General features: G+C 62.4%; 13 protein-coding genes and 1 pseudogene. 11 read left to right on the forward strand and 3 right to left on the reverse strand.

Features of this window, described 5'->3' with window-relative positions; genetic code table 11:
* The first annotated feature begins 4 nt into the window (after positions 1-4).
* On the forward strand, positions 5-607 hold the full coding sequence (locus GV819_RS05945; protein WP_161754422.1) for a DUF924 family protein: 603 nt from the start codon (positions 5-7) through the stop codon (positions 605-607).
* Positions 608-704: 97 nt separating this feature from the next.
* Here the strand turns inward: GV819_RS05945 and GV819_RS33640 are convergent, their stop codons facing one another.
* Both GV819_RS33640 and GV819_RS33645 read right to left on the reverse strand, forming a co-directional pair.
* Positions 705-1,469, reverse strand: coding sequence for a methyl-accepting chemotaxis protein (locus tag GV819_RS33640; RefSeq protein ID WP_434738421.1), 765 nt, complete (start codon positions 1,467-1,469; stop codon positions 705-707).
* 93 nt (positions 1,470-1,562) lie between these two features.
* A pseudogene (locus tag GV819_RS33645) lies at positions 1,563-2,597 on the reverse strand (HAMP domain-containing protein); the annotation flags it as partial.
* 281 nt (positions 2,598-2,878) lie between these two features.
* Here GV819_RS33645 and GV819_RS05955 point away from each other — a divergent pair.
* Positions 2,879-3,133 (forward strand): outer membrane protein assembly factor BamE, encoded by a 255-nt coding sequence (locus GV819_RS05955; RefSeq protein ID WP_161754426.1) that lies wholly within the window; start codon positions 2,879-2,881, stop codon positions 3,131-3,133.
* A 32-nt stretch (positions 3,134-3,165) separates the two neighbouring features.
* A complete protein-coding gene (locus GV819_RS05960; RefSeq protein WP_161754427.1) occupies positions 3,166-3,735 on the forward strand; it encodes a lipocalin family protein in 570 nt (189 codons plus the stop codon).
* An 81-nt stretch (positions 3,736-3,816) separates the two neighbouring features.
* On the opposite strand, the gene GV819_RS05965 is transcribed toward GV819_RS05960, so the two are convergent.
* Positions 3,817-5,181 (reverse strand): formimidoylglutamate deiminase, encoded by a 1,365-nt coding sequence (locus GV819_RS05965; RefSeq protein ID WP_161754429.1) that lies wholly within the window; start codon positions 5,179-5,181, stop codon positions 3,817-3,819.
* Between the two features lie 188 nt (positions 5,182-5,369).
* Between GV819_RS05965 and hutC the strand changes: the two genes are divergently transcribed.
* From hutC to hutG, 8 genes are all read left to right on the forward strand, one after another.
* Positions 5,370-6,038 (forward strand): histidine utilization repressor, encoded by a 669-nt coding sequence (gene hutC, locus GV819_RS05970; RefSeq protein WP_256667381.1) that lies wholly within the window; start codon positions 5,370-5,372, stop codon positions 6,036-6,038.
* Entirely contained in the window at positions 6,035-6,607 is a 573-nt protein-coding gene (locus GV819_RS05975) for a HutD/Ves family protein (RefSeq protein WP_161754434.1), read from the forward strand. The genes hutC and GV819_RS05975 overlap by 4 nt, the downstream gene beginning before the upstream one ends.
* 416 nt (positions 6,608-7,023) lie before the next feature.
* Complete coding sequence (hutU, locus tag GV819_RS05980) at positions 7,024-8,706, forward strand: urocanate hydratase (RefSeq protein WP_161754436.1); 1,683 nt, start codon at positions 7,024-7,026, stop codon at positions 8,704-8,706.
* A 129-nt stretch (positions 8,707-8,835) separates the two neighbouring features.
* A complete protein-coding gene (locus GV819_RS05985) occupies positions 8,836-10,305 on the forward strand; it encodes a purine-cytosine permease family protein (RefSeq protein ID WP_161754438.1) in 1,470 nt (489 codons plus the stop codon).
* Between the two features lie 123 nt (positions 10,306-10,428).
* Positions 10,429-11,961: a histidine ammonia-lyase gene (hutH, locus tag GV819_RS05990; RefSeq protein ID WP_161754439.1), complete on the forward strand. Its 1,533-nt coding sequence runs from the start codon at positions 10,429-10,431 to the stop codon at positions 11,959-11,961.
* A 156-nt stretch (positions 11,962-12,117) separates the two neighbouring features.
* A complete protein-coding gene (locus GV819_RS05995; RefSeq protein WP_161754441.1) occupies positions 12,118-13,530 on the forward strand; it encodes an amino acid permease in 1,413 nt (470 codons plus the stop codon).
* A gap of 12 nt (positions 13,531-13,542) precedes the next feature.
* The gene (hutI, locus tag GV819_RS06000; protein WP_161754444.1) at positions 13,543-14,748 is read left to right on the forward strand and encodes an imidazolonepropionase; all 1,206 of its coding nucleotides are present in this window, start codon (positions 13,543-13,545) and stop codon (positions 14,746-14,748) included.
* Positions 14,749-14,758: 10 nt separating this feature from the next.
* Positions 14,759-15,562, forward strand: coding sequence for an N-formylglutamate deformylase (hutG, locus tag GV819_RS06005; RefSeq protein ID WP_161754446.1), 804 nt, complete (start codon positions 14,759-14,761; stop codon positions 15,560-15,562).
* Positions 15,563-15,700 lie beyond the last annotated feature (138 nt).

Genomic DNA, 15,700 nt, shown 5'->3' on the forward strand with positions numbered 1-15,700 from the left:
ACCCATGGCCGACTCCTGGCAGCCTTTGCTTGATTGGTGGTTCGGCAGCGCCGAGAAACCTTCGGACATCGTGGCTGAGAAGGGCGGCCTGTGGTTTGGCAAGCGTGACAGCCAGGACCTCGAAGCGCGCACGCGCTTCGGGGGCCAGGTCGAACAGGCGCTGGCGGGCGGCTTGACCGAGTGGGCGCAAAGTCCGCAAGGCTGGCTGGCCCTGGTGATCCTGCTCGACCAACTGCCACGCATGATCTACCGCGACACCCCCAAGGCATTTGCCGGCGATAGCCGTGCCCAGGCCCTGGTAGCGCAAGGCATTGCCGCGGATCTTGATCGGCAGTTGAGCGCCATGCAGCGCAGCTTCATCTACCTGGTGTTCGAGCATTGCGAGCACCTGGCGGTGCAGAACGAAGGCGTTTCACGCTTTGCCGCCCTGCACGACCAACAGTCGCTGGAAGATCGCCCGGTATTCGCCGATCAACTGGACTATGCCGAACGGCACCAGAAGGTCATTGCCCGCTTCGGGCGCTTCCCCCATCGCAATATCATTCTTGGCCGTGAATCCACAGCCGAAGAACTGGCCTTCCTGGGTGAGCCCGGCTCGCGCTTCTGATTGTCGACAGTGTCGCTGAAGACCCCTGGCAGATCGCCTTCGTTGGCCCGCCGGCTCCTACCGGGTTTCGGTAGGGGCAGGCTGACCGGCGAAGCTGTCAGATACGGAAACTGCCCACCAACTGCTGCAGGCGCTTGGCCTGTTGCTCCAGATCGGCGCAGGCACGCAGGGTCGCTTGCAGGTTTTCCACGCCTTCCTGGTTGAGGGTGTTGATCTCGGTGATGTCGACATTGATCGACTCCACCACGGCGGTCTGTTCCTCGGTGGCGGTGGCCACTGACTGGTTCATGCCGTCGATCTCGCCGATGCGCTGGGTTACGCTGTCCAGGCGTTCGCCGGCTTGATTGGCGATGCCGACACTGCTTTCGCTCTCGCGCTGACTTTCGGTCATGGTGCCCACCGCTTCACGGGCACCCACCTGCAACTCCTCGATCATCTTCTGCACTTGCTGCGCCGAATCCTGGGTACGGTGGGCGAGGTTGCGCACTTCGTCCGCGACCACGGCAAAGCCGCGCCCGGCTTCCCCGGCCCGGGCTGCCTCGATGGCGGCGTTGAGGGCCAGCAGGTTGGTCTGCTGGGAGATGCTGGTGATGACTTCGAGGATCTGCCCGATGTTCACGGTGTTGCTGTTGAGGGTCTCGATGTTGTCGCAGGAGCTGCTGATCTTCACCGAAAGCTGCTGCATGGCAGCGATGGTCTTGTCCACCACCTGCTGGCCATCTTGCGCCAGGCTGCGGGCATCGCTGGAATGCTGCGAAGCCAGGGCGGCGTTCTGGGCAATTTCCTGGGCGGCGGCGCCCAGCTGGTTGATGGCTGCAGCCACGCTGCTGGTGCGCGAGGCCTGTTGGTCGGAATTGAACATCGACGAGTTGGAGGCTGCCACCACCCGCAGGGCAACTTCGTTGACCTGGCCGGTGGCTGAGGACACTTCGCGGATCGAACTGTGGATGCGCTCGACAAAACGGTTGAACGACAGGCCCAGGGTGCCAAACTCGTCGTGGCTGTGGATCACCAGGCGCTTGGTCAGGTCGCCTTCGCCTTCGGCGATGTCGTGCATGGCCCGGCCCATCAGGTGCAAGGGTTGCATCAGCAGGCGGATCAGCATGCCCAACAGGCTGATGATGATCACCACGGCGATCAACATGGCGATGATCGCCGAGGTGCGGAACTCGCTGAGCATGGCGAAGGCGGTGTCCTGGTCCAGGACCAGGGCCACGTACCAGTCGGCCGAGGGCACACCGTTGACGTGAGTGAAGGAGATGAACTGGGTCTTGCCGTTCAGTTGCACTTCTTTCAAGCCGGGACTGATGGTTGGCGCGCCACTGGGATACGCCTCGGCAAGACTCTTGAGCACCAGCTTGCTATCGGGATGGATCAGGATCTTGCCATCGGCGCTGACGATGAAGGCGTGGCCATGACCGCCGAAGTTCAGCGAGTTGATGATCGCGCTGATGCTCGACAGGTCGATGTCGGCTCCGGCGACGCCGATCATTTGCTCCTGATGCCGCACCGGCGTGGCGACGGTGATCACCAGCTTGCCGGACGAAGCGGCGATGTAGGGTTCGGTGACGATGGTCTGCTGGGCGCTGTTGGCGGCCTTGTACCAGCCACGGGCGCGGGGATCGTAGTCGGCACTGCGGTTGCCGGCTGGCACCGAGAACATCACGCCATCCTGGCCGCCGAAGTAGCTGAGCTGGAAGTTGCTGGTATAGGCGGGCAGGCCGACGCTGCGTTTCAGGCTGTCGGCGCCGTTGCCGTCCACAGCGATCTGTTGGGCCAGGGATTGCAGGAGCTGGATGCGACTTTCCAGCCAGGTCTGGATATTGCTGGTGGTCAGGCTGCCCAGTTCTTGCATCGAGGATTCGGTGCTGCTGTGTAGAGCCTCACGCTGTCGGTAGTCATTGAACAGAATAAAACAGGCGAACGCGACGGCCACCACAAGGGCGGCGGCAAGCAGGATCTTGTGGCTGAATTTCATATTGCTGGTCATTAAATGAACTACCGCGATGGGCTGGTCAACGAGGGGCGTCAATTTGCCACAGTGGAGGGTTTTGCGCTGCAGTTATGTCGACTGGCCAGTACGTAAGATGAGGCGCTCGCGAGGAAAACCGACGAACTGCCAGGGCAGGTAGAAAGGTCATTGATTTGCGAGGAAAATGCCTGGGACATCGGGCAACAAATACCCGCCGCGGTGGGGAACCAGAAGGGGGTTTTCTCTTCTAAGCTTCTGGTTGGCTGACAGGCCTTCCCCCCTTCGTCCAGGAGTTCACCATGTCCCTGCGTTCTCTCGCTCTGTTGTCGTTTTGCGTGCTGCTGGCTGCGTGCAGCAAGGTCAATCAGGAAAACTATTCCAAGCTCTCGGCGGGCATGCCCAAGGTCGAGGTTGAGCAACTCCTGGGCAAACCGACCGATTGTTCGGGCGCGCTGGGCATGTCCAGTTGCACCTGGGGCGACAAGAACAGCTTTATCAGCGTGCAGTATGCCGGTGACAAGGTCCTGATGTTTTCCGGGCAAGGCCTGAAGTAAAACCGGGGCTTCGGGCCTGCGGGAGAAAAATAATGATGCGTTTTGTTGTCACTCTTCTGGTCGGCCTGCTCTTGGCCGGCTGCGCCACGTCCCGGGACGATTCGCTGGCGCCCAAGACCGTCAATCACGTCGATCTCAAGCGTTACCAAGGGACCTGGTACGAGTTGGCGCGGTTGCCGATGTATTTCCAGCGCAACTGTGCGCAATCCGAGGCCCGTTACACCCAACTGCCGGATGGCACCGTGGCGGTGCTCAACCGCTGCCTGACTCCGGAGTGGAAGTGGGAGGAGGCTCGCGGCACGGCAACGCCTCAGGTGTCGGGTAAAACCGACAAGCTCTGGGTCGAGTTCGATAACTGGTTCTCGCGGCTGTTGCCGGGGGCGACCAAGGGTGACTACTGGGTGCTGTATGTCAGCGATGACTACAAGACCGCGATTGTTGGCAACCCGAACCGGCGCTACCTGTGGCTGCTGTCGCGGACGCCGGAAGTCACCGAGACGGTGCGTGAGGAGTTGCTGAGCAAGGCTCGCCAGCAGGGTTATGACACCACACGGCTGATCTGGCGGGTGTCGGACTCGGCCATGGCCAAGACCTCGAAATAAGCTCATCCGTAGGAGCCGGCTTGCCGGCGAAGGCGCTCGTGAGAATGCTTTCGCCGGCAAGCCGGCTCCTACGGGTTGGGGTTAGTTGAGCAGGTCGCGCAGGACCTGGGTGAAGGCCCGGCTACTGTCTTCTTCGGCAGCGTGGCGCCCGTCACGCACCACCCACTGGCCACCCACCATCACGTCCCTCACCTGGCGGTCGCCGCCGGCAAACAGCCAACGGTTGAGAATCCCGTCACCGTCGGCGGTGGCCAGATAAGGGTCATTGCCATCGAGCACCAGCCAGTCGGCGCGTTTGCCCACGGCCAAGGCGCCTATGGCTTGCCCCAGTGCCTGGGCGCCACCGTCCAGCGCGGCATCGTACAACGTGCGGCCAACCATGGGCTGGTCCGCGCGATACAGGCGGTTGCGCCGCTGATCCCGCAGGCGCTGGCCGTACTCCAGCCAACGCAGTTCCTCCACCACGCTGAGTGATACATGGCTGTCGGAGCCGATGCCCAAGCGCCCGCCCTGAGCGAGGAAATCCACCGCTGGGAAGATCCCGTCACCGAGGTTGGCCTCGGTGGTCAGGCACAGGCCGGCAATGGCTTGGCTCTTGGCCATGAGACTGACTTCTTCCGGGTTGGCGTGGGTGGCGTGGACCAGGCACCAACGTTGATCCACCGTGATGTTTTCATACAGCCATTGCAGTGGGCGACGCCCACTCCAGGCCAGGCAATCGTCGACTTCCTTCTGCTGTTCGGCAATGTGCATATGCACCGGGCATTGGCGATCGCTGGCGGCCAGCACTTCGCTGATCTGCTGTGGGGTGACCGCGCGCAAGGAGTGAAAGCACAAGCCCAGTTGCTGGTTGGCCTGCTGTGCCAGCAAGGGCTGCAAACGCTGCTGTAGCTCGAGGTAGTTTTCCGTGCTGTTGATAAAGCGCCGCTGGCCGTCATTGGGTGCCTGACCGCCGAATCCGGAGTGGCTGTACAGCACTGGCAGCAGGGTCAGGCCGATACCGGCGCTGCCGGCCGCCTGGCTGATGCGCCGAGACAGCTCGGCAGGATCGGCGTAGGGCTGGCCGTCGGTGTCGTGATGCACATAGTGGAATTCCGCCACCGAGGTGTAACCGGCCTTGAGCATTTCGATGTACAGCTGGCGGGCGATGATCTCCAACTGCTCGGGACTGATCTTGCCTACCAGGCGGTACATCAGGTCACGCCAGGTCCAGAAGCTGTCGTTGGGGTTGCCGGCAACTTCCGCCAGCCCGGCCATGGCCCGTTGGAACGCGTGGGAGTGCAGGTTGGGCATGCCTGGCAGCAGCGGGCCCTTGAGCCGCTCGGCACCTTCTGCGCTGGCGTTGGCCTGGATGTGAGTCAGTTGGCCGCTGGCGCTGACTTCAAGTCGTACATGGTTGGCCCATCCATTAGGCAGTAGCGCGCGCTCGGCAAAGAAGGCGGACATGGTTCAAAACCCCATCGTTATGTTATTTGTATATACATATACAGACGTTTGCCTGCCCGGTAAACTCCGGCAAGCTAGCCACCTTTATCGAATCACAAGGATTTCCCGTGCCGACTCCGCCTGCCAAATTGCCGCTGGCTGCCCATCTGGGCGATAGTCCGGCGCCCTTGTATGCCCGCGTCAAACAGATGATCACCCAGCAGATCGAGAGCGGGAACTGGCCGCCGCATTACCGGGTGCCGTCGGAAAGCGAGTTGGTCAATCAGCTGGGCTTCAGTCGCATGACCATCAACCGCGCGCTGCGGGAAATGACCGCCGAGGGCATGCTGGTGCGCATGCAGGGCGTGGGCACGTTCGTTGCCGAGCCCAAGAGCCAGTCGGCGCTGTTCGAGGTGCACAACATTGCCGACGAGATCGCCTCCCGCGGTCATCGCCACACCTGCCAGGTCGTCACCCTGGGCGAGGAGGCTGCCGGTTCCGAGCGCGCCCTGGCCCTGGACATGCGCGAAGGGCAGAAGGTCTTCCACTCGCTGATCGTGCATTTCGAGAACGATATTCCGGTGCAGATCGAGGATCGCTTCGTTAACGCCCTGGTGGCGCCGGAGTACCTCAAGCAGGACTTCACCCTGCAAACCCCTTATGCCTATCTGTCCCAGGTCGCACCCCTGACCGAGGGCGAGCACGTGGTGGAGGCGATTCTCGCCGAGCCCGAAGAGTGCCGGCTGCTGCAGATCGAGCGTGGCGAGCCGTGCCTGCTGATTCGCCGCCGTACCTGGTCCGGGCGCCAGCCGGTGACTGCTGCGCGTTTGATCCACCCCGGTTCCCGTCATCGTCTGGAAGGACGCTTTCATAAATGATCCAGTCCACCCTTTTACGCGCCACCGACTACCCGCGCATGCCGTGGAAAAATGGCGGCGGCAGCACTGAAGAGATTGCTCGCGATACTGGGGCCGGCCTGGAGGGTTTCGGTTGGCGCCTGTCGATTGCCGACATCGCCGAGTCCGGCGGTTTTTCCAGCTTTGCCGGTTATCAGCGGATCATCACCGTGCTGCAAGGCACCGGCATGACGCTCAATGTCGATGGCCGGGATGCGCGGCCCTTGCTGCCCCTCGATGCCTTTGCCTTCAGTGGCGCCAGCCAGGTGAGCTGCACCCTGCTGGACGGGGCGATCCGCGACTTCAACCTGATCTATTGCCCTGAGCGTTACGTCGCCCGTTTGCAATGGCTCGATGGCCAGCAGCGGTTTTTCACCCAGGCCCACACGGTGCTGGTGTTTGGTGCCGCCGAGCAGGCGTGGGTGGACATGGGCAACACCCCGGTGCAAGCACTGGGGCGCTATGACTGCCTGCGCGTGGACGGCAACACCGAGGTCATGGAAATCGCCCTCGATGGTCTCTGCTGCGTGATCGAACTCACCGCTGTTTGATCAACCAGCGGTTGCCGCAGGCCGGGATACGGCCTGCGGATGTTTCACACTTCCCTCCTTAATCTGCACTTCGATCCCATTCGGATCGAGGCGATTGGTGCTGGGTAAAACTCCCACCTCTCGGCCGTCGAATGCGCTTCCGTTCGCGCACTGATTTGTTACCGAATGCCCCAGTACGGCGCAACCCCCGACTTTGGTAACAGCTGCGCACCTGGCAAAAAATCTTCGTTTAAAAATTACGCACTGCTGGAGACCGCATTCCACAAGGCTTGCAGATTTTTCCTGAGGCTTATCAGGTAAGTCTCAAGAGAGTTGGCCGCTTGATTGCATATGCTTGTATGTACAAGTAAATATGTGTGCGTAAGAGTCGATGGAATCCTCTTCGCACCTTGGACTCATCGCCGAGGAGTTTTTCCGTGACTGACAGCAAACCCACCACATTCCGCAACGTCGAAATTCGCGCCGCCCGCGGCAACAAGCTGACCGCCAAGAGCTGGCTGACTGAAGCGCCGCTGCGCATGCTGATGAACAACCTCGACCCGGAAGTCGCCGAGAACCCCAAGGAACTGGTGGTCTACGGTGGCATCGGTCGCGCCGCCCGCAACTGGGAGTGCTACGACAAGATCGTCGAAGCCCTGACCAACCTGAATGATGACGAAACCCTGCTGGTGCAATCCGGCAAGCCAGTGGGCGTGTTCAAGACCCACAGCAATGCGCCGCGGGTACTGATCGCCAACTCCAACCTGGTGCCGCACTGGGCTACCTGGGAACACTTCAACGAACTGGATGCCAAGGGCCTGGCCATGTACGGCCAGATGACCGCCGGCAGCTGGATCTATATCGGCAGCCAGGGCATCGTCCAAGGCACCTACGAAACCTTCGTCGAAGCCGGTCGCCAGCACTACAACGATAACCTCAAGGGCCGCTGGGTCCTGACCGCCGGCCTCGGCGGCATGGGCGGCGCCCAGCCTCTGGCCGCAACCCTGGCCGGCGCCTGCTCGCTGAACATCGAGTGCCAACAGACCAGCATCGATTTCCGCCTCAAGACCCGCTATGTCGACGAGCAGGCCAAGGACCTGGACGACGCCCTGGCGCGCATCGCCAAATACACTGCCGAAGGCCGTGCGATCTCCATTGCCTTGTGCGGTAACGCCGCCGAGATTCTTCCGGAAATGGTCCGTCGCGGCGTGCGCCCGGACATGGTCACCGACCAGACCAGCGCCCACGACCCGCTCAACGGCTACCTGCCGGCTGGCTGGACCTGGGAGCAATACCGCGAGCGCGCCAAGACCGAGCCTGCAGCGGTGGTCAAGGCGGCCAAGCAATCGATGGCCGTGCACGTCCAGGCCATGCTCGACTTCCAGAAGCAGGGCATCCCGACTTTCGACTACGGTAACAACATCCGCCAGATGGCCCAGGAAGAAGGCGTCGAGAATGCTTTCGACTTCCCAGGCTTCGTCCCGGCCTACATCCGTCCGCTGTTCTGCCGCGGCATCGGCCCGTTCCGCTGGGCGGCGCTGTCGGGTGATCCGCAAGACATCTACAAGACCGACGCCAAGGTCAAGGAGCTGATCCCCGACGACGCCCACTTGCACAACTGGCTGGACATGGCCCGCGAGCGCATCAGCTTCCAGGGCCTGCCGGCGCGGATTTGCTGGGTCGGCCTGGGCCTGCGCGCCAAGCTCGGTCTGGCGTTCAACGAAATGGTCCGTAGCGGTGAGTTGTCGGCGCCGATCGTCATCGGCCGTGATCACCTGGACTCCGGTTCCGTGGCCAGCCCGAACCGTGAAACCGAATCCATGCAGGACGGCTCCGACGCCGTGTCCGACTGGCCGTTGCTCAACGCCCTGTTGAACACCGCCAGTGGCGCAACCTGGGTTTCCCTGCACCACGGCGGCGGCGTTGGCATGGGCTTCTCCCAGCACTCGGGGATGGTGATCGTCTGCGACGGTACCGATGAAGCGGCCGAGCGTATTGCCCGCGTGCTGCACAACGATCCGGCCACCGGGGTCATGCGGCATGCCGATGCCGGTTACCAGATCGCTATCGATTGCGCCAAGGAACAGGGCCTGAATCTGCCGATGATCACCGGCAAGTAACCCCCCGTTCTCTGTAGGAGCCAGCTTGCTGGCGATGGCAACACTGCGGTGCGCGAGTCGTACCGCCTCGCGAGCAAGCTCGCTCCTACAGGGGATATCGTCTGCAGTGCCCATAGAGGTTCGACGTCCATGGCTTTAGCGAATGATCGTGCAAGCATCAAACCGTTGATCGAAAAGCGTTCGATCGACTACATCCCGGAAGCGGAAAGACACGGTCGTCTCTTGAGTCAGTTCACCCTGTGGTTGGGTGCCAACCTGCAGATCACAGCCATCGTCACTGGCGCTCTGGCGGTGGTGTTGGGCGGTGATGTGTTCTGGTCGTTGATCGGTCTGTTGATCGGGCAACTGCTGGGCGGCGGGGTGATGGCGCTGCATGCGGCGCAAGGGCCGAGGCTCGGCCTGCCGCAGATGATCTCCAGTCGGGTGCAGTTCGGAGTCTATGGCGCGGCCATCCCGATGGTGCTGGTGTGCCTGATGTACCTGGGCTTCACCGCGACCGGCACGGTGCTTTCCGGGCAGGCGCTGGGCCAGATGTTCGGCGTCAGTGACAGCACCGGCATCTTGGTCTTCGCCAGTGTCATTGTGCTGGTCACTGTGCTTGGCTATCGGGTGATTCACTATATCGGCCGAGTCGCCAGTGTGATCGGCGTGATCGCTTTCTGCTACCTGTTCAGCCGGCTGCTGAGCCAGACCGACGTCAGTGCCTTGCTGGCTATTCGTCACTTCAGCTGGAGCAGTTTCCTCCTGGCCGTGTCGTTGGCCGCATCCTGGCAGATCGCTTTCGGTCCCTACGTCGCCGACTATTCGCGCTACCTGCCGAGCACGACTTCGCCGTTGAAGACGTTCCTCGCCGCCGGTGCAGGTTCGGTGATCGGTGCTCAGGTGGCGATGGTGCTCGGGGTGTTCGCCGCGGCCATGTCCAAGGGCCAGTTCGCTGGCCGTGAAGTGGCCTACATCGTTGGCCTGGGTGGCAGTGGTGCGATAGCCGCGTTGCTCTACTTCAGCATCGCCTTCGGCAAGGTGACCATCTCGACGCTGAACTCCTACGGCAGCTTCATGTGCATTGCCACCATCATCAGCGGTTTTCGCGGCGAGCTGAAGGTGACCCGCTTGCAGCGGCTGGTCGTGGTGTTGCTGATTGTCGGTACCGCGACCCTGATCGCTCTGCTCGGCCAGCACTCGTTCCTCGGTGCGTTCAAATCCTTCATCCTGTTCCTGCTGGCGTTCTTCACGCCCTGGAGCGCGATCAACCTGGTGGACTTCTATTGCATCACCAGGGAGCGTTATGACATCCCTGCGCTGTCCGACCCGGACGGTCGCTACGGTCGTTGGAATGTCATGGGCATCAGCATTTATGTGTTCGGCGTGCTGGTCCAGATGCCGTTCATTTCCACTCACTTCTATACCGGCCCCCTGGTGGCGAGTCTTGGCGATACTGATATTTCCTGGATCATCGGCCTGGTGGTGCCCGCAGCGTTGTATTACGTCTGTGCGAAGAAGTGGCATGGGGCGGTGCCCGAGCAGTTGATCCTGCCCGCCGAGCCGCCAGCAGCCCTTGAACAAACGACCCATGAGCCTCGCCGTGTTACGGCGGTGTGAACCCCGATTTTCCATAACCAGCGTGCCAAGGCGCCAGCGACTCACTATTGAGCCTGGCGACGGACAACGGAAGCTTCCGGAGCGACTGGTCGTTATTACAAAACTCTCAAAAGGAGCATAAATGTGACTGCGCTAAACCTGATTCCCGGCCAACTGACCCTGGCCCAACTGCGGGCTATCTATCAGCAACCGCTGACCCTGAGCCTGGACCACAGCGCTTCGGCGCAGATCGACGCCAGCGTCGCCTGTGTCGAGCAGATCCTCGCCGAGAACCGCACCGCCTACGGGATCAACACCGGTTTCGGCCTGTTGGCCTCGACCCGCATCGCCAGCGCCGACCTGGAAAATCTCCAGCGCTCCCTGGTGCTGTCCCATGCCGCTGGCGTGGGCGAGCCGATCAGCGATGATCTGGTGCGGTTGATCATGGTGCTCAAGGTCAACAGCCTGAGCCGTGGCTTCTCCGGTATCCGTCGCAAGGTGATCGATGCCTTGATCGCCCTGATCAACGCTGAGGTCTACCCGCATATCCCGCTCAAGGGCTCTGTGGGTGCATCCGGTGACCTGGCGCCACTGGCGCACATGTCCCTGGTGCTGCTGGGCGAGGGCAAGGCGCGCTACAAGGGGCAATGGCTGGAAGCTACGACGGCCCTGGAAGTCGCCGGCCTCAAGCCGCTGACCCTGGCCGCCAAGGAAGGCCTGGCGCTGCTCAACGGCACCCAGGTTTCGACTGCATATGCCCTGCGCGGTCTGTTCGAAGGCGAAGATCTGTTCGCCGGTGCCCTGGTCTGTGGTGGCCTGACGGTGGAAGCCGTGCTGGGTTCGCGCTCGCCGTTCGATGCGCGGATTCACGCCGCTCGCGGTCAGCGCGGGCAGATCGATACCGCTGCGGCCTACCGGGCATTGCTGGGGGACAGCACCGAGGTGTCCGCCTCGCACCAGAACTGCGACAAGGTTCAGGACCCGTACTCCCTGCGTTGCCAGCCGCAAGTGATGGGCGCTTGCCTGACTCAGTTCCGCCAGGCCGCCGAAGTGCTGGTGGTGGAAGCCAACGCCGTATCGGACAACCCGCTGGTGTTCGCTGCCGAGGGTGACGTGATCTCCGGTGGCAACTTCCACGCCGAGCCGGTGGCCATGGCCGCCGACAACATGGCCCTGGCCATCGCCGAGATCGCCTCCCTGAGCGAACGCCGTATCTCGCTGATGATGGACAAGCACATGTCCCAGCTGCCGCCGTTCCTGGTGGCCAATGGCGGGGTCAACTCCGGCTTCATGATCGCCCAGGTCACCGCGGCGGCCCTGGCCAGCGAAAACAAGGCCTTGGCCCATCCGCACTCGGTGGACAGCATCCCCACCTCCGCCAACCAGGAAGACCACGTTTCCATGGCCCCGGCCGCCGGCAAGCGCCTGTGGGAAATGGCCGAGAACACCCGCGGTGTCCTGGCTGTGGAATGGCTGGCGGCCTGCCAGGGCCTGGACCTGCGCGCAGGCCTGAAAACCTCGCCGACCCTGGAAAAAGCCCGCGCTACCCTGCGCGAAAAAGTGGCGTACTACGAGAAGGACCGTTTCTTCGCACCGGACATCAACGCCGCCAGCGAACTGTTGGCTTCACGCTGCCTGAACGATCTGTTGCCTGCCCGGTTGTTGCCGAGCCTGTGATGGGCGACGGGCCGCCCTGTCACTCCGTGTCCGGTAGGCAGGGGCGGCCCATTAGGGGGCGCGTTACCCGCAAGACAGACCTGGAGCGCCTGCTCCAGTCACCCTGCGCAGCCGCGCAGGGTGGTCTTGTCCGATAACAATAAAAGGGACAAAGACATGCAATCGCAAGAGAAAGGCTTACGCCGGGGCCTGACCGCCCGGCACATACGTTTCATGGCCCTGGGGTCGGCAATCGGCACCGGGCTGTTCTACGGCTCCGCCTCGGCGATCCAGATGGCCGGCCCGGCGGTACTGCTGGCCTACCTGATCGGTGGCGCGGCGGTATTCATGGTGATGCGCGCCCTGGGCGAGATGGCCGTGCACAACCCAGTGTCCGGCTCCTTCGGTCACTACGCCAGCCAGTACCTGGGCCCCCTGGCGGGTTTTGTGCTGGGTTGGACTTATGCGTTCGAGATGATCATCGTCTGCCTGGCCGACGTCACGGCCTTTGGCATTTATATGGGCTTCTGGTTTCCGGAGGTGGCGCGCTGGGTCTGGGTACTGGGCATCGTGTTGCTGATCGGCGGCCTGAACCTGTGCAGCGTCAAGGTCTTTGGCGAGATGGAGTTCTGGCTGTCACTGCTCAAGGTCGGGGCGATCGTTGCGATGATTCTCGGTGGTTTCGGCATCATGCTGTTCGGCCTCAGCTCGGCCACCGCCGACCAGGCGACCGGCGTCAGCAACCTTTGGGCTCATGGTGGCTTCATGCCTAACGGCGTGGGTGGGCTGATCGCTTCATTCGCCGTGGTGATGTTCGCCTTCGGCGGGATCGAGATCATTGGCGTCACCGCCGGTGAGGCCAAGGACCCGCAGCGGGTCATCCCCAAGGCGATCAACGCGGTGCCTCTGCGGATCTTGCTGTTCTACGTGCTGACCCTGTTCGTGCTGATGTCGATTTACCCTTGGCCGCAGATCGGTACCCAAGGCAGTCCGTTCGTACAGATCTTCGACAGCCTGGGAATCAGTGCGGCGGCGACCATCCTCAATATTGTGGTGATTTCGGCGGCGGTGTCGGCGATCAACAGCGATATCTTTGGCGCTGGACGTATGATGTTCGGCCTGGCCCAGCAAGGGCAGGCGCCCAAGGGCTTTGCCCAGGTGTCGAAGTATGGGGTGCCGTGGATGACCGTGCTCGTGATGGCCGTGGCCTTGCTGGGCGGGGTGGTGCTGAACTACCTGATTCCGGAAAACATCTTCCTGCTGATTGCCTCCTTGGCCACTTTCGCCACGGTCTGGGTCTGGCTGATGATTCTCCTGACCCACGTGGCCATGCGCCGCTCCATGAGCGCCGAGCAGGTGGCGCAGTTGCAGTTCAAGGTGCCGTTCTGGCCTTGGGCGCCGGCGGCGGCCATTGTTTTCATGCTGTTCATCTTCGGCGTGCTGGCCTACTTCCCGGAAACCCAGGCATCGCTGATGGTGGGCGTGGCGTGGGTCGTGTTGCTAGTGCTGGCCTATATGCTGTGGGTCAAACCGGCGGCCGCGCAGGCCCAGCGAATTCTCGCCGACACTTCTGTACCTACTGATCATTAACGGAGGCCTTGGATGAAGACTCTTTGGCAACACTGCAACGTCGCCAGCATGGCCCAGGGCACCTACTCGATCATCGAGGACGCGGCCATCGTGACGTCAGGGGCGCACATCGAGTGGATCGGCCGGCGCCAGCAGGCGCCGGTCGCCGATTACCATCAGGTACAGGACCTGGCGGGTGCCTGGGTCACCCCGGGCCTGATCGATTGCCACACTCATACCGTGTTCGGTGGCAACCGCAGCGGTGAGTTCGAACAGCGTCTGCAGGGGGTCAGCTACGCCGAAATCGCCGCCGCCGGTGGCGGTATCGCCAGCACCGTGCGGGCTACCCGTGCGGCCACCGAGGAGGAGTTGTTCGTCAGTGCGCGCAAGCGTCTACTGAGCCTGCTGCGGGATGGCGTCACCAGCGTCGAGATCAAGTCCGGCTATGGCCTGGACCTGGCCAGCGAGCGCAAGATCCTGCGGGTCATCCGCAGGCTCGGCGAGGTGCTGCCGGTCAGCGTGCGCAGCACCTGCCTGGCGGCCCACGCCCTGCCGCCGGAATACGCCGAGCGTGCGGATGACTACATCGAGCACATCTGCAGCGAGATGCTCCCGGCGCTGGCGGCCGAGGGGTTGGTGGATGCCGTGGATGCCTTCTGTGAATACCTGGCGTTTTCCCCGGCGCAGGTGGAGCGGGTGTTCATTGCCGCGCAGAAGCTTGGCCTGCCGGTCAAGCTGCATGCCGAGCAGCTGTCTTCCCTGCATGGTTCGAGCCTGGCAGCGCGCTATCAGGCACTGTCCGCCGATCACCTGGAGTTCATGACCGAGGGCGATGCCATCGCCATGGCGGCCTCCGGGACGGTTGCGGTGCTATTGCCCGGGGCCTTTTATTTCCTCCGGGAAACCCAGTTGCCGCCGATGGATGCCTTGCGCAAACACGGGGTGAAGATCGCCGTGGCCAGCGACCTCAATCCTGGCACTTCACCGGCGCTGTCAGTGCGCTTGATGTTGAACATGGCCTGCACCTGTTTTCGCATGACTCCCGAGGAGGCCCTTGCCGGGGTTACCCTGCATGCGGCCCAGGCCTTGGGCATGGAGCAAACCCATGGCTCGCTGGAAGTGGGCAAGGTGGCGGACTTCGTCGCCTGGCAGATTGATCGTCCCGCCGACCTGGCCTATTGGCTGGGCGGTGACCTGGAAAAACGCGTCGTACGACACGGCGTTGAAGTGACTGTGTAGGAGAAGGGTTGTGGATAAGGTTCTGAGTTTCAAACCTGGTCGGGTGCCGTTGCTGATCAGCATGCCCCACGCCGGCACGTGCCTGACCCCGGCGGTGGCCGCCGGGCTGGTTCCGCGGGCGCAGAGCCTGCCGGATACCGACTGGCACATCCCACGTCTGTACGAATTCGCCACGGCGCTGGGGGCCAGTACCCTGGCCGCCGAATACTCGCGCTTCGTCATCGACCTGAACCGTCCGTCCGACGATAAACCCCTTTACGTTGGCGCCACCACGGGCCTGTACCCGGAGACGCTGTTTGATGGTGAGCCCTTGTTCATCGAGGGGCAGGCGCCTTCCAAGGCCGAGCGGCAGCAGTACCTGCAAGAGGTCTGGGGGCCTTATCACCGCACCCTGCAGGAGGAGCTGGCGCGGCTCAAGGCCGAGTTCGGTTATGCCTTGCTGTTCGATGCCCACTCCATTCGCTCGCTGATCCCGCACCTGTTCGAGGGCAAGCTGCCGGACTTCAACCTCGGCACCTTCAATGGCGCCAGCTGTGATCCGCAACTGGCCAGCCACTTGGAGAGCATCTGCGCCGCTCATGGTGATTACACCCATGTGCTCAACGGTCGTTTCAAGGGCGGTCACATCACCCGGCATTACGGTAACCCGGCCGAGCACATTCACGCGGTGCAGCTGGAACTGGCGCAGAGCGCTTATATGGAGGAGTTCGAACCGTTCCGCTATCGCGAGGATCTGGCGGCACCGACCCAGGAGGTGCTCAAGGCATTGCTGCAAGGCCTGCTGGCCTGGGGGCATGAGCGCTACGGCCGCTGATCATATGGTGGCAGCCACGCCAGGCTGGAGACGACAAATGGGGTCAACAACCCCATTTTTCTCAAGGGCATGCTCATTGTGTAATTCGGGTTTATGATGCCGGACGGCAGAATAAATGAAGTCCCTTCAGGGATGAAC

Source organism: Pseudomonas sp. Fl5BN2 (assembly GCF_009908205.1).
Taxonomy (GTDB): domain Bacteria; phylum Pseudomonadota; class Gammaproteobacteria; order Pseudomonadales; family Pseudomonadaceae; genus Aquipseudomonas.